The 17989-nt window shown below is 60.9% G+C and carries 21 protein-coding genes and 1 tRNA gene; 16 read left to right on the top strand and 6 right to left on the bottom strand.

The features are described 5' to 3' along the window. Nucleotides 1–38 precede the first annotated feature (38 nt). From J2X43_RS07370 to J2X43_RS07350, 5 genes are all read left to right on the top strand, one after another. The gene (locus tag J2X43_RS07370) at nt 39–488 is read left to right on the top strand and encodes a phasin (RefSeq protein ID WP_112387659.1); all 450 of its coding nucleotides are present in this window, start codon (nt 39–41) and stop codon (nt 486–488) included. Nucleotides 489–618: 130 nt separating this feature from the next. After that, nucleotides 619–695 (top strand) — tRNA-His (locus tag J2X43_RS07365). Nucleotides 696–900: 205 nt separating this feature from the next. Beyond that, on the top strand, nt 901–1146 hold the full coding sequence (locus J2X43_RS07360) for a helix-turn-helix domain-containing protein (RefSeq protein WP_112444522.1): 246 nt from the start codon (nt 901–903) through the stop codon (nt 1144–1146). A 128-nt stretch (nt 1147–1274) separates the two neighbouring features. Beyond that, nucleotides 1275–1712, top strand: coding sequence for a DUF4174 domain-containing protein (locus tag J2X43_RS07355; protein WP_310292809.1), 438 nt, complete (start codon nt 1275–1277; stop codon nt 1710–1712). A 27-nt stretch (nt 1713–1739) separates the two neighbouring features. Next, nucleotides 1740–1898 (top strand): hypothetical protein, encoded by a 159-nt coding sequence (locus J2X43_RS07350; protein ID WP_310292806.1) that lies wholly within the window; start codon nt 1740–1742, stop codon nt 1896–1898. Here J2X43_RS07350 and J2X43_RS07345 read toward each other — a convergent pair. Both J2X43_RS07345 and J2X43_RS07340 read right to left on the bottom strand, forming a co-directional pair. After that, a complete protein-coding gene (locus tag J2X43_RS07345) occupies nt 1893–2774 on the bottom strand; it encodes a LysR family transcriptional regulator (RefSeq protein ID WP_310292803.1) in 882 nt (293 codons plus the stop codon). The genes J2X43_RS07350 and J2X43_RS07345 overlap by 6 nt on opposite strands. Beyond that, nucleotides 2771–3085 (bottom strand): putative quinol monooxygenase, encoded by a 315-nt coding sequence (locus tag J2X43_RS07340; protein WP_310292800.1) that lies wholly within the window; start codon nt 3083–3085, stop codon nt 2771–2773. Before J2X43_RS07340 ends, J2X43_RS07345 begins: the two co-directional genes overlap by 4 nt. Before the next feature lie 184 nt (nt 3086–3269). Between J2X43_RS07340 and J2X43_RS07335 the strand changes: the two genes are divergently transcribed. The 8 genes from J2X43_RS07335 to J2X43_RS07300 all read left to right on the top strand — a co-directional run bounded on the left by J2X43_RS07335 (nt 3270) and on the right by J2X43_RS07300 (nt 11594). After that, nucleotides 3270–4766: a CoA-acylating methylmalonate-semialdehyde dehydrogenase gene (locus J2X43_RS07335; protein WP_310292795.1), complete on the top strand. Its 1497-nt coding sequence runs from the start codon at nt 3270–3272 to the stop codon at nt 4764–4766. A 173-nt stretch (nt 4767–4939) separates the two neighbouring features. Beyond that, a complete protein-coding gene (rirA, locus tag J2X43_RS07330; RefSeq protein ID WP_112387664.1) occupies nt 4940–5419 on the top strand; it encodes an iron-responsive transcriptional regulator RirA in 480 nt (159 codons plus the stop codon). A gap of 348 nt (nt 5420–5767) precedes the next feature. Next, a complete protein-coding gene (locus tag J2X43_RS07325; RefSeq protein WP_112387665.1) occupies nt 5768–7363 on the top strand; it encodes an ABC transporter substrate-binding protein in 1596 nt (531 codons plus the stop codon). Nucleotides 7364–7450: 87 nt separating this feature from the next. Beyond that, nucleotides 7451–8455: an ABC transporter permease subunit gene (locus tag J2X43_RS07320; RefSeq protein ID WP_112387666.1), complete on the top strand. Its 1005-nt coding sequence runs from the start codon at nt 7451–7453 to the stop codon at nt 8453–8455. Nucleotides 8456–8464: 9 nt separating this feature from the next. Next, the gene (locus J2X43_RS07315) at nt 8465–9355 is read left to right on the top strand and encodes an ABC transporter permease subunit (RefSeq protein ID WP_112387667.1); all 891 of its coding nucleotides are present in this window, start codon (nt 8465–8467) and stop codon (nt 9353–9355) included. A 1-nt stretch (nt 9356) separates the two neighbouring features. After that, nucleotides 9357–10196, top strand: a complete 840-nt coding sequence (locus J2X43_RS07310) for an ABC transporter ATP-binding protein (RefSeq protein ID WP_112387668.1) — start codon at nt 9357–9359, stop codon at nt 10194–10196. After that, nucleotides 10193–11026: a dipeptide ABC transporter ATP-binding protein gene (locus J2X43_RS07305; protein WP_112387669.1), complete on the top strand. Its 834-nt coding sequence runs from the start codon at nt 10193–10195 to the stop codon at nt 11024–11026. The genes J2X43_RS07310 and J2X43_RS07305 overlap by 4 nt, the downstream gene beginning before the upstream one ends. A gap of 34 nt (nt 11027–11060) precedes the next feature. Next, nucleotides 11061–11594, top strand: coding sequence for a gluconokinase (locus tag J2X43_RS07300; RefSeq protein ID WP_310292785.1), 534 nt, complete (start codon nt 11061–11063; stop codon nt 11592–11594). Here the strand turns inward: J2X43_RS07300 and J2X43_RS07295 are convergent. The 4 genes from J2X43_RS07295 to J2X43_RS07280 form a co-directional block, all read right to left on the bottom strand. Further along, a complete protein-coding gene (locus tag J2X43_RS07295) occupies nt 11591–12811 on the bottom strand; it encodes a YeeE/YedE family protein (protein ID WP_310292782.1) in 1221 nt (406 codons plus the stop codon). The genes J2X43_RS07300 and J2X43_RS07295 overlap by 4 nt on opposite strands. Before the next feature lie 124 nt (nt 12812–12935). Continuing rightward, nucleotides 12936–14183 (bottom strand): FAD-binding oxidoreductase, encoded by a 1248-nt coding sequence (locus tag J2X43_RS07290; protein ID WP_310292779.1) that lies wholly within the window; start codon nt 14181–14183, stop codon nt 12936–12938. 88 nt (nt 14184–14271) lie between these two features. Next, nucleotides 14272–14760 (bottom strand): isoprenylcysteine carboxyl methyltransferase family protein, encoded by a 489-nt coding sequence (locus tag J2X43_RS07285; protein WP_405049569.1) that lies wholly within the window; start codon nt 14758–14760, stop codon nt 14272–14274. Then, the gene (locus J2X43_RS07280; protein ID WP_310292774.1) at nt 14760–15812 is read right to left on the bottom strand and encodes a type III polyketide synthase; all 1053 of its coding nucleotides are present in this window, start codon (nt 15810–15812) and stop codon (nt 14760–14762) included. The genes J2X43_RS07285 and J2X43_RS07280 overlap by 1 nt, the downstream gene beginning before the upstream one ends. A 167-nt stretch (nt 15813–15979) precedes the next feature. Here J2X43_RS07280 and J2X43_RS07275 point away from each other — a divergent pair, with 167 nt between their 5' ends. Genes J2X43_RS07275 through J2X43_RS07265 form a run of 3 tightly spaced genes read left to right on the top strand, consistent with a single transcriptional unit; the run spans nt 15980 to nt 17961 of the window. Next, complete coding sequence (locus J2X43_RS07275; protein WP_310292771.1) at nt 15980–16516, top strand: tetratricopeptide repeat protein; 537 nt, start codon at nt 15980–15982, stop codon at nt 16514–16516. Nucleotides 16517–16558: 42 nt separating this feature from the next. Further along, entirely contained in the window at nt 16559–17164 is a 606-nt protein-coding gene (locus tag J2X43_RS07270; protein ID WP_112387676.1) for an RNA polymerase sigma factor, read from the top strand. Further along, nucleotides 17161–17961, top strand: coding sequence for an anti-sigma factor (locus J2X43_RS07265; RefSeq protein ID WP_112387677.1), 801 nt, complete (start codon nt 17161–17163; stop codon nt 17959–17961). The genes J2X43_RS07270 and J2X43_RS07265 overlap by 4 nt, the downstream gene beginning before the upstream one ends. Nucleotides 17962–17989: the final 28 nt, after the last annotated feature.

Genomic DNA, 17989 nt, shown 5'->3' with positions numbered 1-17989 from the left:
AGGGCGTCAAACGCCCGGACTCAAGGAGCTCGCATCCAATGGCTACCATAAAGACCGACGACGTTTTTTCAATGGCCGCATTCGACCCGTCCAAGTTCGCAGAATCGTTCCGCGATTTTGCTGAAAAGGGTGCTCAGCAGTCGCGCGAAGCCTATAGCAAGATCAAGTCCGCTGGCGAAGACGCCGGCAAGACGCTCGAAGCCACCGTTCAGACGGCACAGGCCGGCAGCGTCGAGATCGGCCTCAAGGCTATTGATGCGCTCCGCACCAATGCCGAAAACTCTCTCTCGCACATGGAAGCGCTTCTTGGCGTCAAGTCGGTTGCCGAGTTCTTCGAACTCCAGACCACCTTCTTCCGCAAGCAGGCAGAGCTGACCGTCGAGCAGGCGAAGTCGATGCAGGAAACCTCCAAGCAGGTTGCCGAAAAGCTTGCAAAGCCTTCCAAGGAAGCCGCCGAGAAGGTCATGGCGTCCTTCAAGGCTGCCTGATCGATTTCGGGCACATAGAACAAAAGGCTGGACGCTTCGTCCGGCCTTTTTGTACATTGAGGGGAGATAGGGCTTGAATTAATTTTCAAGTCCTCGTATGTGACCCCCGTCGCGCCGAGCGCGGCATTGTGCGGTTGTAGCTCAGTTGGTTAGAGCGCAGGTTTGTGGCACCTGAGGTCGGAGGTTCGAGACCCCCCAACCGTACCATTCTTCCTTCTATATATGATCCCGAAGCGGACCCTGAAGCACAGCAGGGACCATCACATTCTACCGGTCTTGCCGTCCGGGCCCGTCCGCCTATCTACCCGTACCGGCACAGGTAAACTTTCTCTTATATTGCGTTGCAAAATGTGAGCGGCAGTGCCATTTTGTGCCGGGGGTTACTTCAGAGCTGCTTATCGAAGGAGACTTCATGTCCATTTCTCTCAACAATCTGGATGAATCCAAGGCGACTGTGGTGTCTGCGATCAACGTCGCGGCCGAGGTCAAGACTGCGCGCGAAGCCGTCGGCTACAGCATCGACGATCTGGCGGTGACCTGTGGTCTCGTGCCGAGTGAAATTACGGAAATTGAAAATGGGGAAAACGCCGACCCCGCAAAGCTCAAGCGCATTGCCGCTGCCTTGCAGGTCCCGTTGTCTGCCTTCGTTCCGATGTAACTGACGCAGGAACGAACTAAAAAGCCGGTCGATCTGACCGGCTTTTTTCATTCCAGGGGCATGGTTCCATTGCACCATGGAACCGTCCGATCCTCCCACCCGTTCTATCAGCGGACGGGAGAACGAGAATGTCTAAGACGCTTCTATATGGCGCGACCAAGGTCGATGAGACGAACGCCGCCTATGCGGCAATCGAAAGCCTCTCGCAATTTCAGTGGAAGAATCGCGTTCTGGTGATCTTCTCGGACAGCGACAACAGCCGCGCCGCCCGCCAGGAAAACCAGCTGCTTGCCGACCGTCCGGCACTTGAGGAGCGCGACATGATCGTCCTCAAGGTGTCAGGGAATGCAGTCCGGGCCGTCTTCGGCTCAGCGGAACCGGTCGATGCCGGCGTATTGCGCCAAGCGCTCGACGCACCGGATACCGGCACCTTTCATGCGGCGCTGATCGGCAAGGACGGCACGGTCAAGCTCAAGGCCAGCGAACCCGTGAGCAATGGCGAGCTGTTTGCCATCATAGACAGCATGCCGATGCGCGCTGCCGAATCCACGAAACCAGAAAATTGAAATCAACAGAGACGGAAGGAGCAGGATATGTCCGTACCCAACGAACCTATCCCCGATCAGCCGCCGATGCCGGGACCCGGCTGGATGCCGGAGCCGCCGATAAAGGAGCCGGAACCCGACAGGCTTCCCGACGAGGCCCCGAACCCCAATCCGGATGAGAATGAAGAGCCGGCGAAGCATCTATAGAAAGATGTGCCGCTCGGCACTTACCAGTTCCTGCAGGAAATCCGAGACGGTGCGCACGCGAACGAGTTCGCGGGCGCTTTCGTGGAATGTCGTCCAATAGGCACGGCGGATCGACGTATCGGGCAGGATGCGGACGAGTTCAGCGTGCTGCCGGGCGATATAGTCGTGCAGGATGCCGATCCCCGCGCCGGAAAGCACCGCCTCCGTCTGCCCCGTCGCCGAGGAGATCTCGAAGGCGGCATCCCAGTTGCGCATCACCTCGCCGGTGAAGTTCAGCGACTGCGAGAAAAGCAGATCTTCGACATAGCCGATCCGCCTGTGCTGCTTCAAGGCGTCGGCGTCGGCGGGCAGGCCGTTCTGCGCCGCGTAGCTTTTCGATGCGTAGAGGCCAAGCGTGTAGTCGGTCAATTTCGCGGAAATCAGCCGGCCCTGTTCCGGCCGCTCAAGCGTGATGGCGATGTCCGCCTCGCGCTGCGACAGCGAGAAGGATCGGGGCACCGGCACAAGCTGGATCTTCAGTTCCGGATGCCGCTCGATCAGCCGCCCCATGCGCGGCGCCAGAAACGAGACGCCGAAACCATCGGGCGCCCCGACGCGCACGGTACCGGCGATCGCCGTATCGGTCCGGCCGAGATTGGCCTGCGCTGCCAGCATCTCGGTTTCCATCCGCTCCGCCGACGACAGGAAGATTTCGCCCTCCGCAGTCAGTTCGCAGCCATTAGTGCGGCGAATGAAGAGCCGCGTCTTCAAAGCTTCCTCCAGCGAGGTCAGCCGCCTGGACAGCGTCGCGTGGTTCAGCCCCAGCCGCTTCGACGCGGCAAGGATCTGCCCGGTGCGGGCAACGGCGAGGAAGATGCGGACGTCGTCCCAGTTCATGGCTTGCTGCACATGATGATCGGCTCGACGTCGAGAAGCGTCAGCGACGTCACCATTCCCGCCGTCGCGGTCTTGTATTTCAGGAAATGCGGTGCCCGAAGATGGGCCTCATAGGCTTCCTGGCTGGCATAGACCTCGAGTATGCGAATCCTGCTCGGGCTGCCTTTGATCGCCACGGCATTCAACGACAAGACACCCGCCTCGACGGCGACCGATGCCGCAATCTCCTCGCCGAGCAATGCGCGGTAGGTCTCGAGATGCTGGGGATCGACCTCGATCTCGGCCATTCTGACGATACGATTTTCGCTCATCGCTCACTCGCCTCCTCTGCGATGCCGGTTGCCAATGCAGAAGCGGACCTATCTATCGTTCACAAGGCCGCTTTCCAGTCTTGTAACTTCAATTTACGCACAACGGTTGCTTATCTCAGCTCATTGATTTGTGCAAATTGAAGTGCGATTGTTCGCCATCGAGAAAATACAGGAGGAGCACTTCATGCGTCAGATCGGACATTTCATCGGCGGCAAGCAGGTCGCGGGTACCAGCGGCCGCACCAGCAACGTCTACAACCCGGCAACCGGCGAAGTGCAGGCGACCGTCGCGCTCGCCAGCGATGCCGAACTGGACGAAGCGGTTCAGAACGCCAAGGCTGCCCAGCCGAAGTGGGCTGCCACCAACCCGCAGCGCCGCGCCCGCGTGTTCATGAAGTTCGTGCAGCTTCTCAATGACAACATGAACGAGCTCGCCGAACTGCTCTCCAAGGAACATGGCAAGACGATCGAAGACTCCAAGGGTGATCTCATTCGCGGCCTCGAAGTTTGCGAGTTCGTCATCGGCATTCCGCACCTCGCCAAGAGCGAGTTCACCGAAGGCGCCGGCCCGAATATCGACATGTATTCGATCCGCCAGGCTGTCGGCATCGGCGCCGGCATCACCCCATTCAACTTCCCGGCCATGATCCCGATGTGGATGTTTGCCCCGGCGATCGCCTGTGGCAACGCCTTCATCCTGAAGCCGTCGGAGCGTGACCCCTCCGTGCCGATCCGTCTTGCCGAACTGATGATCGAAGCAGGCCTGCCTGCCGGCATCCTCAACGTCGTCAACGGCGACAAGGGCGCAGTCGACGCGATCCTGACGCATCCGGATATCTCGGCCGTTTCCTTTGTCGGCTCCACGCCGATCGCCCGCTACGTCTATGGCACGGCTGCCCAGAACGGCAAGCGCGCCCAGTGCTTCGGTGGCGCCAAGAACCACATGATCATCATGCCCGATGCCGATCTCGATCAGGCTGCCAACGCGCTGATGGGCGCAGGCTACGGCTCAGCCGGCGAGCGCTGCATGGCGATCTCGGTCGCTGTTCCGGTCGGCGAGGAAACCGCCAACCGTCTCATCGCCAAGCTGACCCCGATGGTCGAATCCCTGCGCATCGGCCCTTATACCGATGAGAAGGCCGATCTCGGCCCGGTCGTTACCAAGGAAGCCCAGGCGCGCATCATGGGCCTGATCAACAAGGGTGTCGATGAAGGCGCAAAGCTCGTCGTCGATGGCCGCAACTTCAAGCTCCAGGGCTACGAAGACGGCTATTTCGTCGGCGGCTGCCTGTTCGACAACGTCACGCCCGACATGGATATCTACAAGACCGAAATCTTCGGACCGGTTCTGTCGGTTGTCCGCGCCAAAAACTACGAGGAAGCCCTCGACCTGCCGATGAAGCATGAATACGGCAACGGCGTTGCGATCTACACCCGTGATGGCGATGCGGCCCGCGACTTCGCCTCACGCATCAACATCGGCATGGTCGGCGTCAACGTTCCGATCCCGGTTCCGCTCGCCTACCATTCCTTCGGTGGCTGGAAGTCGTCCTCCTTCGGCGATCTCAACCAGCACGGCACCGACTCGATCAAGTTCTGGACCCGCACCAAGACGGTCACCAGCCGCTGGCCGTCGGGCATCAAGGACGGCGCCGAGTTCGTCATGCCGACGATGAAGTAAGCGCATCATCCTGAAAGACTTGGAAAACGGGCTCCTCGGCGGGCCCGTTTTTCGTTTGACGCAATGCGGCGAGGGGCCGCATAAACGTGACTCCGATTTTCATATTTTGGAATTGTTCAAAACTATCTTACCCACTATATAGGCTTCAGCCCCATTCGAGTCAGGAGACCGGCATGCGATTGACGAAGCAGACCAACTATGCGGTTCGCATGTTGATGTATTGCGCTGCCAATGACGGACACTTGAGCCGGATCCCGGAAATCGCCAGAGCCTATGGTGTGTCCGAGCTCTTCCTTTTCAAGATTCTGCAGCCGCTCAACAAAGCTGGCCTGGTCGAAACCGTCCGCGGCCGCAATGGCGGCGTGCGTCTCGGCAAGCCGGCAGCTGACATCAGCCTGTTCGACGTGGTCCGCGTCACTGAAGACAGCTTCGCCATGGCCGAATGCTTTGAGGACGGCGCCGTCGAGTGCCCGCTGGTCGATAGCTGCGGTCTCAATTCCGCGCTTCGCAAGGCGCTGAATGCCTTCTTCGACGTGTTGACCGAATACTCGATCGACGACCTCGTCAAAGCGCGTCCGCAGATCAATTTCCTGCTCGGCATCACCGGCGAGCAGCCTTATCGCAAGGCGGCGATACCCGCTCCGGCTGCTTAATATTTGAATAGTCGAAAGTCATCATGAAGCCACGGCTACCCTCGGTAGCCGTGGCTTTTTAGTTCCGGCTCACGCAGTGTTGATATATCACAGCGCATTGAAACCGCTTCCAATGCCGTCCACAGACGCGAATTTATACCAAATGCGACAGAATCGCGGTCGAATGTGCCTCAATCTTGCAAATTCAGGCCTATTTTTGACCGAAAATTTCTAAAGTTGGTTTTCTGGAAAAATTTTCTGCCTACGCCGTTGCTTTCAGCAAATAAATATCGTTCCATCGGCCCGCTGATCGGGATAACTAGCGCCGATCTCCAAAGATCAAAAAGAACAAACCTGGGAAACAACATCATGAAAAAGTTCTCTGTCCTGCTGGCAGCGACTGCCCTGGCTTCCGTCATGGCCACCGCCGCCTACTCCAAGACGCTTGTCTATTGCTCTGAGGGATCGCCGGAAGGCTTCGATCCGAGCCTCTACACCGCAGGCACGACCTTTGACGCTTCCTCGCGTACGGTTTATAGCCGTCTCGTCGAGTTCAAGCATGGCGGTACGGAGATCGAGCCGGGCGTCGCCGACAGCTGGACCGTCTCTGACGACGGCAAGGAATACACCTTCAAGCTGCATCCGGGCGTCAAGTTCCAGACCACCGACTTCTTCACCCCGACCCGCGACCTGAACGCCGACGACGTCGTCTTCTCGTTCGAGCGCCAGCTGCGCGCTGACAATCCGTGGAACAAGTATGTCGAAGGCGGTTCCTACGAATACGCTGCCGGCATGGGCTTCCCGGATCTCGTCAAGTCGATCGAAAAGGTTGACGACCTGACCGTCAAGTTCACCCTGAACCGTCCGGAAGCGCCGTTCCTGGCCGATCTCGCCATGGACTTCGCATCGATCGTTTCCAAGGAATATGCCGACAAGCTCGCTGCTGACGGCAAGATGGCTCAGCTGAACCAGCAGCCGCTCGGCACTGGTCCGTTCACCTTCGTTGCCTACCAGCCGGATGCCGTCATCCGCTACAAGGCCAACGAAACCTACTTCAAGGGCAAGGAAAAGATCGACGATCTCGTGTTCGCGATCACCACCGACGCTTCGGTGCGCGCTCAGAAGCTGAAGGCCGGCGAATGCCACATCCTTCCTTACCCGAACGCAGCTGACGTTTCCGAGCTGAAGAAGGACGAGAACCTGACCGTTCTCGAACAGCCGGGCCTGAACATCGGCTTCCTCGCCTACAACACGCAGATGGCCCCGTTCGACAAGCCGGAAGTTCGCCGCGCTCTGAACATGGCGATCAACAAGCAGGCGATCGTTGACGCCGTCTTCCAGGGCGCCGCAACCGTTGCCAAGAACCCGATCCCGCCGACGATGTGGTCGTACAATGATGCCGTCGTTGACGACAAGTACGATCCGGAAGGCTCGAAGAAGGCTCTCGAAGCTGCAGGCGTCAAGGATCTTTCGATGAAGATCTGGGCAATGCCGGTTTCGCGTCCTTACATGCTGAACGCACGCCGCGCAGCTGAACTGATGCAGGCCGACTTCGCCAAGGCTGGCGTCAAGGTCGAAATCGTCACCCATGAATGGGCCGAATACCTGAAGCTCTCCTCCGATGTGAAGCGCGATGGCGCCGTCATCCTCGGCTGGACCGGCGATAACGGTGACCCGGACAACTTCATGGACACGCTGCTCGGCTGCACCGCCGTTGGCGGCAACAACCGTGCTCAGTGGTGCAACAAGGACTACGACGATCTGATGAAGAAGGCCAAGCAGACGGCCGACGTCGCAGAACGTACGAAGCTCTATGAGCAGGCTCAGCTGATCTTCAAGAAGGAAGCTCCTTGGGCAACGATCGACCACTCGGTCGTCTTCGTTCCGATGAGCAAGAAGGTCACGGGCTTCCACATGGACCCACTCGGCATCCACCGCTTCGACGGCGTGGACATTTCCGAATAATAGAAAATCTGTAAACTGTCCGGTGAAAGCCGGGCTTGGCCGGCGGTCGGGATCATCCTGACCGCCGGAAACTATTGGACACCTGCCATGTTACGTTTCTTCATCGGCCGCCTTGCGGTGCTGATCCCAACGTTCCTCGGCGTTTCGCTCATCGCCTTTTCGTTTATCCGCCTGCTACCGGGCGACCCCGTCATGCTGTTGTCGGGCGAACGAGTCATGGCGCCTGAACGTCACGCCCAGATCATGCATGATCTCGGCTTCGACAGGCCGATGTATGTGCAGTATTTCGATTACCTCGGTAAGGTCTTGCACGGCGATCTCGGAACCTCGATCGTCACCAAGCGCCCGGTTCTCGGCGAATTCTTCACACTGTTCCCCGCTACGCTCGAGCTGTCGCTTTGCGCCATCATTCTGGCGGCCGCGCTCGGCATTCCCGCTGGTGTCTTCGCCGCGGTCAAACGAGGGACGTGGTTCGACCAGAGCGTGATGGGCGTCGCCCTCATCGGCTATTCGATGCCGATCTTCTGGTGGGGCCTGCTGCTCGTCATCTTCTTCTCCGGCTATCTCGGCTGGACCCCCGTTTCGGGCCGCATCTCGCTGATGTATTTCTTCAAGCCGGTCACCGGCTTCATGCTGATCGACAGTCTGCTGTCCGGCCAGGCCGGCGCCTTCAAGTCCGCCGTCAGCTATCTCATCCTGCCGACCATCGTTCTCGCCACGATCCCGCTTGCGGTCATCGCCCGCCAGACGCGTTCGGCAATGCTCGAAGTGCTTGGCGAAGACTATGTGCGCACGGCACGCTCCAAGGGCCTGAAGCCCCTGCGCGTCGTCGGCGTTCATGCGCTGCGCAACGCCATGATCCCCGTTATCACCACGATCGGCCTGCAGGTCGGCGTGCTCCTGGCAGGTGCGATCCTCACCGAGACGATCTTCTCCTGGCCGGGTATCGGCAAGTGGATGGTCGATGCGGTGTTCAAGCGTGACTATGCGGTCGTCCAGGGTGGTCTGCTGCTGATCGCCGGCATCATCATGCTGGTCAATCTGCTTGTCGATGTCACCTATGGCTTTATCAACCCGCGTATTCGTCATTAGGAGCGGCTCATGAGCACGGTAAGCACAAAAACCGGCCAGCCATCCGTCCTTGCGGAGTTCTGGTACTATTTTTCGCGAAACAAGGGCGCCGTCATCGGCCTCTTCATCTTCCTCTTCATCCTGGTCATAGCCATCGGCGCACCGATCGTCGCGCCGCACGCCCCTGATGAGCAGAACCGCCAGCTGCTGCTGTCGGTGCCGTTCTGGATGGACGGCGGCAGCTTCACCTATCCGCTCGGCACCGATGCCGTCGGCCGTGATATCCTGTCGCGTCTGATCTATGGTGCACGTTTCTCGCTGTTCATCGGCGTCGTCGTCGTCACTTTGTCGGTTGTCGCCGGCGTGCTGATCGGCCTTGTTGCCGGCTATTTCCGTGGCCGCGTCGATATCGTCATCATGCGCCTGATGGACATCATCCTGGCGTTCCCGTCGCTGCTGCTCGCCCTCGTGCTGGTCGCGGTCCTCGGCCCGGGCCTGACCAACGCGATGATCGCCATCTCGATCGTCAATCAGCCGCATTTCGTCCGCCTGACGCGTGCCGCCGTCATGAGCGAGCGCGAGAAGGAATATGTCGTGGCTTCCCGCGTTGCCGGTGCCGGCACGCTGCGCCTGATGTTCAAGACCATCCTGCCGAACTGCCTTGCTTCGCTGATCGTTCAGGCAACGCTCGCCTTCTCGGCGGCGATCCTCGACGCAGCCGCCCTCGGCTTCCTTGGCATGGGCGCCCAGCCGCCGACACCCGAATGGGGCACGATGCTTGCCGAAGCGCGCGAATTCATCCAGCGCGCCTGGTGGGTGGTCACTTTCCCGGGTCTCGCGATCCTCATCACTGTTGTTGCCATCAACCTCATGGGTGACGGCCTGCGTGATGCGCTCGACCCCAAGCTGAAGAGGTCCTGATATGGCACTTCTCGAAATCGAAAATCTCGTCGTCGAGTTTCAGACGTCGACAGGTGCTTTCCGTGCCGTGGACGGCGTCTCTCTGAAGGTCGATCCGGGTGAAGTTCTCGCCATCGTTGGCGAATCCGGTTCCGGCAAGTCGGTCTCGATGCTGGCTGCCATGGGCCTTCTGCCCTGGACCGCCAAGGTCACGGCCGACAAGATGGTCTTCGACGGCCAGAACCTGCTCGGCATGTCCGGCGCCCAGCGCCGCCAGATCATCGGCAAGGATATGTCGATGATCTTCCAGGAACCGATCGCCAGCCTCAATCCGTGCTTCACGGTCGGCTTCCAGATCGAGGAAGTCCTGAAGATCCACCTTGGCCTCGACAAGGCCGCGCGCCGCAAGCGTGCGATCGAACTGTTTGAAGCTGTCGGTATCCCGAACCCCGCGGAGCGGCTCAACCATTTCCCGCACCAGATGTCGGGTGGCCAGTGCCAGCGCGTGATGATCGCCATCGCGATCGCCTGCAATCCGAAGCTCTTGATCGCCGACGAGCCGACCACCGCGCTCGACGTGACGATCCAGAAGCAGATCCTCGATCTCTTGATGCGCCTGCAGCGTGAGCACGGCATGGGCCTGATCATGATCACCCACAACATGGGCGTGGTCGCTGAAACGGCCGATCGTGTCATCGTTCAGTACAAGGGCCGCAAGATGGAAGAGGCCGACGTCCTGTCGCTCTTCGAAGCGCCGAAGAGCGATTATACCCGCGCTCTGCTCGCCGCTCTTCCAGACAACGCCACCGGTGATCGCCTGCCGACCATCGGCGAGCTTTTCAATCAGGGAGCGGCACAATGACGCCAGTCCTCGAAGCCAAGAATATCGTCCGCGACTACTATCTTCCGGGCGGCCTGTTCAAGCAGGCAAAGACCGTTCATGCCGTCAAGGGCGTGAGCTTCAAGGTCGAGCAGGGCAAGACGCTGGCAATCGTCGGCGAAAGCGGCTGCGGCAAGTCCACGCTTGCCCGTATCGTCACGATGATCGACCCTGCCACGGCAGGCGAGCTGATGATCGACGGCAAGAAGGTCGATATCGCCGCCGGCGATCTGACGCCGGAAATCCGCCGTAAGGTGCAGATCGTTTTCCAGAACCCCTATGGTTCGCTGAACCCGCGCAAGAAGATCGGCGACATCCTGATGGAGCCGCTGATCATCAACACCAAGACGCCCGCTGCCGAACGGCAGGAACTGGCGATGGCGATGTTGAAAAAGGTCGGTCTCCAGGAAATCCACTTCAACCGCTATCCGCACATGTTCTCCGGCGGCCAGCGCCAGCGTATCGCCATCGCGCGTGCGTTGATGCTGAACCCGCGGCTTCTGGTTCTCGACGAGCCGGTCTCGGCCCTCGACCTCTCAGTCCAGGCACAGGTGCTGAACCTGCTCGCCGACCTGCAGGACGAGCTGAATCTCACCTATGTCTTCATCAGCCACGACCTCTCGGTCGTTCGCTATATGGCAGACGACGTGATGGTGATGTATTTCGGCGAAGCCGTCGAATACGGTAGCCGCGATCAGGTCTTCAGCGATCCGCAGCACAGCTACACCAAGACGCTGTTTGCGGCGACGCCGCGGGCCGATGTCGAAACCATCCGGGCGCGTCTGGCCCGCAAGGCTGCTGCTGCCTCCTGAGGCATAGAAATAGCCGGAACAAAGAGGATCAGAGATGCCGGAGAATGACCGCAAGCCCCATGCCATCATCGTCATGGGCGTCAGCGGCTCCGGCAAATCCTCGATCGGCGAGAAACTGGCGGAGGCGTTGAGCCTCCGTTTCGTTGAAGGCGATGCACTGCATCCGCGCTCCAATGTCGAGAAGATGTCGAAGGGCATTCCGCTCACCGACGAGGACCGCATGCCCTGGCTTGATGTGATCGGCCAGACGATCAGGTTCGCGCTCTCCGAAGGCGAGGGTGTCATCGTTTCCTGCTCGGCGCTGAAGCGCATCTACCGCGAACGGCTTCGCAGTGCTGCCGGCGGCAATCTCTTTTTCGTTTATCTTGAAGGTTCGAAGGAACTGTTGATGGACCGCATGGGCCATCGCACCGGCCATTTCATGCCGGCATCGCTGCTGGAAAGCCAGCTTGCAACGCTTGAGGTTCCAACCGGCGAGCCCGGCGTGGTCACGGTCGATATCGACGGCACCATCGACGCGATTGCGGACGCGGCGCGAATGAAGCTCGCGCCGCTCGGTATTTCCTAACCGTCGATGCGGCGCAGGTTCTTCTTCTCCAGGAAGAAGAACGGACGGAACTTTACGCCGACGATATTCCCCGCAAAGGCAGAGAACGCCCAGAGGTAGCCATGCAGGCTGCCCGAAGCGATCCCGGAGAAATAGGCGCCGATATTGCAGCCATAGGCGATGCGCGCCCCATAACCCAGCAGCAGACCGCCGACGACGGCGGCAACGACTGAACGAAGCGGAATATCCCAGCTCGGCGAGAAACGGCCGGCGAGCGAGGAGGCCAGCATCGCGCCGGCGATGATCCCGAAATCCATGACCGAGGTGATATCGGCAAAGACGCTGTCGGAGAGCGCCTTGGCATTGGCAGGCGTCTGCCAATAGGCCCAGGCGGTCGGATCGATGCCGAGCAGCAAAGCGCCCTTGGCACCCCAGAGCGCAAAGGCCGACGTGATACCCCACGGACGGCCAGCGATGGCCAGCGTCAGGAAGTTCAGAAGCGCCAGTGCCACCGCACCGAGGACGAGCGGCCAGGGACCGCGCAGGAAGCGCGAAAGGCCCTGGCGCGGCGAGGGAGCCGGTTGCTCGAGCGAGCCGTGCCAGCGCTTCTCGACGATGATGCTGATCCAGGCGACGGCTGCAAAGATCGCCAGCGATACGGCGATACCGCCCACAGCGCCGAAGCTCTGCACCAGCGAGGTCGGCGGCAGCGACGGCAGGCTGACCCACCAGTCGAAATTGACGGTGCCAAGCATCGAGCCGATGATGAAGAACAGCAGCGTGATCAGCATGCGGGCATTGCCGCCACCGGCGGTGAACAGCGTACCGGACGCGCATCCGCCGCCGAGCTGCATACCGATGCCGAACATGAAGGAACCGACGATGACGCCGAGACCGGCCGGCGAAACGGAGCCCTTCACTTCATGGCCGAACAGCGTGCCGCTTGCCAGGAACGGGAAGAACAGCACGACGGCGATCGCAAGCAGGATCATCTGCACCCGCAAGCCCCGGCCGCGCCCATCGAGGATCAGCACGCGCCAGGCGGAGGTGAAGCCGAAAGCGGCATGGTAAAGCGCGATACCGAGCGCGCCGCCGACGAGGAAGAGTGCGCCTTGTGCCGGTCCGTAGAAATAACCGAGCAGCAGGGTGCCAAGAACGAGCACGATGATCGAGCCGAGCCCCGGCGTGCCGAGCGACGGCTCCTTGATGCCGGGGATGCTGGGTGAAGCGATAGACATGGGATTCTCCTGAAATTCTAGCGCAATACTAGAACCTCAGGTGCTGGTTTTGGAGGAATCCTGTTTCCTGAAAAGCCCCTGATGCGGATTCATCTGGCGGAAAAAGGCCAGTCTGCGCAAGTGCTTAAGGATTGAAACGCTGCGGCGAGTAAGCGGAGATATCGATGAAGGGTGTCTCGCCGGTCATCAGCTCCGCCAGCACTCTGCCGGTGACCGGTCCGAGTGTCAGCCCGTGATGCGCGTGGCCGAAGGCAAACCACAATCCACTATGCCGTGGCGCCTTGCCGATGATGGGCATCATGTCAGGCGTGCAGGGGCGCGCGCCCATCCAGGGTTCGGGGTCCAGCCGCTCGCCGAGCGGGAAGATCGTGCGCGCCACCCTCTCGGCGCGGTCAAGCTGCACCGGCGTTCTCGGGGCGTCGAGCGTCGCAAATTCCGCACCCGTCGTCAGGCGGATGCCCTTGTTCATCGGCGCCAGGAAGTAGCCGCGCTCGGCATCCAGCGTCCAGTTGTTGAGAACGGCATTGCCCTGCGCGGCGTAATGCATGTGATAGCCGCGTTTGACGCCGAGCGGGAAGGAATAGCCGAGCCGCTTGGTCGCGACCTCGGCCCAGGGGCCGAGCGCCAGAACCGCATCATCGGCATCGAGCGGGCCTTCTGCCGTGGAAATCCGCCAACCCGAGCCGGCCTGTCCGAGCGAGTTTGCATCGCCGCTGACGAAACGGCCGCCGATGCTTTCGAAATAGGCGCAGTAAGCCGCCGTCAGCGCATGCGGATCGAGAACCGACCACGGATCGCGCCAGCGCAGCCCGCCGGTGAAGTTCTGGATCAGGCCCGGCTCGATGCGCGCGACATCGGCTGAACTCAACTTGTCGTACTCGACGCCGAATTCCCGTTCCCAGAGTGCGGCTTCGGCAATCGCTTGGTCGTATTTCTCGGCAGTGCGAAACACCCGCATCCAGCCATCCTTGCGGATCAGCGCTTCGGCATGCGACGCCTCGATCAGGTCCTTGTGTTCAAGCACCGAATTCTCGATCAGCGGCGCATAGGCGCGGGTGATGGCGTCGTGCCGGCGGGCATTGGAATTCCACCAGTAGCGGGCGAGGAAGGCGACCTGCTTCGGCAGCGTCTTCAGGTGATAATGCGCGTCGATGCGGTTGTTCAGCGCATAGCGCAGCAACAGCCCGACCTGCTGCGGAAAACCGTAGGGAACGACGCCCTCGCGCTGGATGAGGCCGGCATTGCCGAAGGACGTTTCGTTACCCGGTGCCTTGCGATCAACCAGCACCGCCTGCCAGCCGCGGCGTTGCAGGTGGATGGCTGTCGAAACGCCGATGATGCCGGCACCAAGCACGATTGCAGTCTTTGTCATTTTTCCTTGCAACCCAATGAGTTCCCAAGCCCGAAAATGCCCTTAGGCTGGCGGCGGTGCAAATGAAAAATCGCGTTTCATTTCAATTTCATTGCCCTCTCAATGCGGCATTTTCAACGCGGATGCGAATGGCAAGCATCACGGCGTTCAAAACCGAGAACAGGATCGCGTAGGCGGCCATGCCGAAGGCAAGCGGCAGGGCGGCAATCTCGCCCGCGACGATCACATAGTTCGGATGGTTGAGAAGCTTGTAGGGACCGGCTCTGACCAGCGTCTCGCCGGGCAGAATAATGATCCGCGTCGTCCAGCGTCCCCTCAGCGTGAAGAGCACCCAGATCCGCAAGGCCTGCAGCACCAGGAACAGCGCAAGCCAGCCCGCTTGAACCGGCTTGCCGGGAGCAAGCAGCCACAGGCCGCCAAGCCAGGCCGCATGCAGGGCGACCATGTAGGCATAATGATCGGCCCCGGCCTCCCGTGCGCCGCGGGCAAACAGGGCAAGCGTGTTCCGCTTCGCAATCACCAGCTCTGCCAGCCGCTGCAGGGTGACGAAAGCAAGAAGCAGCAAAGAAGCGTCCATCAACCGATCCTCCTCAGTGTCACGCAGCTTGCCGAAAAGCCCGGCCCCATGGCGATCATCGCCACGCGCTCCGGCAGACCGGCGGCAATCGCGCGCTCCAGCACGAAAAGTACTGTCGGCGAGGACATGTTGCCGTATTCCGAAAGCACGGCGCGCTCATGGTCGAGCGAACCCTGTTCGAGCCCCAGCGTCGCTTCCATAGCACCCAGAACCTTCGTGCCGCCCGGGTGGCAGATGAACCGGCCGATGTCCGCGCGTGTCAGCCCGTTGCGGGCGAGAATGCCGTCGATCGCAGGCCCCAGTTCGCGCTCGGCGAATGGCGGCAGCGATTGCGCCAGGATGATGCCGAAGCCGGTGTCGTCGATCTTCCAGCCCATGATGTCGAGCGTGTCGGGAAACAGGTGCTCGCCTGACGATTCGATCTCGGCGATGCCGCCGTCTCCGCTCCGCAGGATGCAGGCCGCAGCGCCATCGGCAAAAAGCGCGGTGGCGATAATGTTCGGCCGTGTCAGCTCGTCCAGCCGGAAGGCCAGTGTGCAGAGTTCGATGGCGACGAAAAGCACCGTCTTGCCGGGCCGCACCGCCGCCAGCCGCGCCGCGATGCCAAGCCCGGAAACGCCGGCCGCACAACCAAGACCGAAGACCGGAACACGTTCGATATCGGCGCGAAATCCGAGCTGCCGTGCCAGCCGAGCATCGAGGCTCGGGGTGACGATCCCCGTCGAGGAGACGGTGACGACGCAATCAATGTCGCCTGCCTCCAGCCCGGCGCCGGCGAGAGCCTTTGCTGCCGCTTCTGCAAAGAGCTGACCGGCAACCTCCGCATACGCGGCCATCCTGTCCGGCCAGCCGTGATTGTCCTCGAACCAGGAAAGCGGCCGGGCCGCATGGCGCTTATTGATCCCGGCATTCTCGAAAACCCCGACGAGATGCCTGAAATCCTTGAACCGGTGCGCAAAAAGGCGCGCCGACGTCGCCGCCGCCTCGCTTTGCGTGATGATGGCTTCAGGCACGGCAGTCGCAACGCTAAGCAATGTCACCCGTTCGTTCACGGAGTTCTCCTTTATGCACCCGGCGCTGGAGAACACTACTTAGAGCCGCTTTATTCAGGCTCCCGCCGTCACGAAAAGGTGATGCGAAAAAATGAATGACCCCGCCGAATAAAATCCCGATGACCGGTGTTCTCGGTGTGCAACGTCATTTTCCTGGAGATGTTCCCATGACGACCACAACTGTCCGTATCGCTTCTCTCGTCCTCGGCGGCTTTATCGCCGCGGCAGCACTTTCCGTCCCGGTCTTCGCCGCAGGCGACGACAGCGAGACCATGCCGGTCTGCAAGAAGGGCGAGGTCTACGACAAGAAGGCCAAGAAGTGCGTGAAGCAGAGCAGCGCCAACATCACCGATGAAAACCGCACCGACTATGCCTATTCGCTGGCGAAAAGCGGCCGCTTCGATGAGGCGCTCGCCATGCTCGACACTGTCAAGGATCAGAACAACGCCGAAGTCCTGAACTACCGCGGCTATGCCACCCGCAAGCTCGGCCGCACCGACGAGGGCATTTCCTATTACCTGCAGTCGGTGAAGCTCGATCCGCAATATGCCAAGGTCCGCGAATATCTCGGCGAAGCCTATGTCATCAAGGGCCAGCTCGACATGGCCAAGGACCAGCTGGCAACGATCAAGACGATCTGCGGCACGGATTGCGAAGAATACCAGGATCTGAACGCCGCGATCATCGACCCCTCGAAAATCTGAGGATCGGCAAATGGGCGAAGCCGGCTGCAAAGGATTGCTCTGATGGCGGTCGCACACGCCCCGTTTCTTGCCTATAGTCGCGAAAAATCGGAGTCGCCGGTCACCCCGGCGGCGCCGCCGAAAACAGCAGGCGCGGAGGCGGCCATCGCGAGCGAAGCGGATATCAGGACGGGCCTGACGGAGCACCTCTCCCGGCTCTGGCGTTACGGTCTCGTGCTGTCGCGCAAGCGGGATGTCGCCGAGGATCTGGTGCAGCAGACCTGCGTGCGGGCGCTTGAGCGCGCCGCCCAGTTCGAACCGGGCACCCGGCTGGACCGCTGGCTGTTTTCCATCCTCCATTCCATCTGGCTGAACGAGATCAGGGCCAACAAGGTGCGGCAGGGCCAAGGCTTTGCCGATGCCGAGGAAACCCTGGTTTTCGATGGGGCAGGGGCGACCGAAACGCATGTCGCCGCCGCCCAGTTGCTGCGCAAGGTCGATGCCTTGCCGGAGGCCCAGCGCAGCGCCGTCTTCCTGGCCTATGTCGAAGGGCTCGCCTATCGTGAGGTCGCGGAAATCTTGAACATACCGATCGGAACCGTGATGAGCCGCCTTGCCGCCGCCCGCGCCAGGCTCTCCGCCGAAACAGCCGAAGGAGGGCGCCCATGACCAGCAATATCCGCATGCCTTCCGACGAAGAGCTGACCGCCTTTCTTGACGGCGAACTGCCGCAGCCGGACATGGCGCGCATCGAAGCCTTGGCCAATGAAGACGAGGAAGTGGCTGCCCGCATCGAGTTCCTGGCCAATGGCAGCATGCCGTTCAGCGAAGCTTTCGCACCGCTGCTCGACGAGGCGCCGAAGCAGAAGCTCGAGGCGATGCTTGCCGCGATCCCGGCGCCCGCCGCTGCGGCTGCGAGCGCGGAGCGCTCCACCATCACCCGCCGCGGCCTCTTCGGCGCGCTCGCCGCATCGCTTGCTGTCGGCATCATTGCCGACCGCGCCTATCTCGGTATTGGCCGCAGCATCGGCCGGGACGAGGGCAGTGAGTGGCGCAGCGTCGTCGCTGAATATATCGCGCTTTATACGCCGGATACGCTGGCTGGTCCGGTGCCGCCGGCCGACGTCCAGACCGCGCAGCTCGCCCGCGTCGATGGCAAGCTTGGACTGAACCTCTCGCCTGAAACGGTGGCCCTGCCGGGCGTCGATTTCAAGCGCGCCCAGCTGCTTGAATATGACGATCATCCCCTGGCGCAGATCGCCTATCTCGATCCGGAGAGCGGGCCGATGGCGCTCTGCATCATCCGCTCCGACAAGGGGGCGAAGCAGCCCGATATCGAGGGGCGCAAGGGCATGAACGTCATCTACTGGTCGACGGCGACCCATGCCTTCATGCTGATCGGCCACGCGCCGGTCGATCGGATGCGCGAAATTGCCGATGCGGTGAGGCCAAAACTCACCGCTTGAGGCCGTCTCGCCATCTTCATGCCGATTT

The sequence above is a fragment of the Rhizobium sp. BE258 genome (assembly GCF_031457345.1).
Taxonomy (GTDB): Bacteria; Pseudomonadota; Alphaproteobacteria; order Rhizobiales; family Rhizobiaceae; genus Rhizobium.
This window is presented reverse-complemented; position numbering and strand designations above follow the sequence as displayed.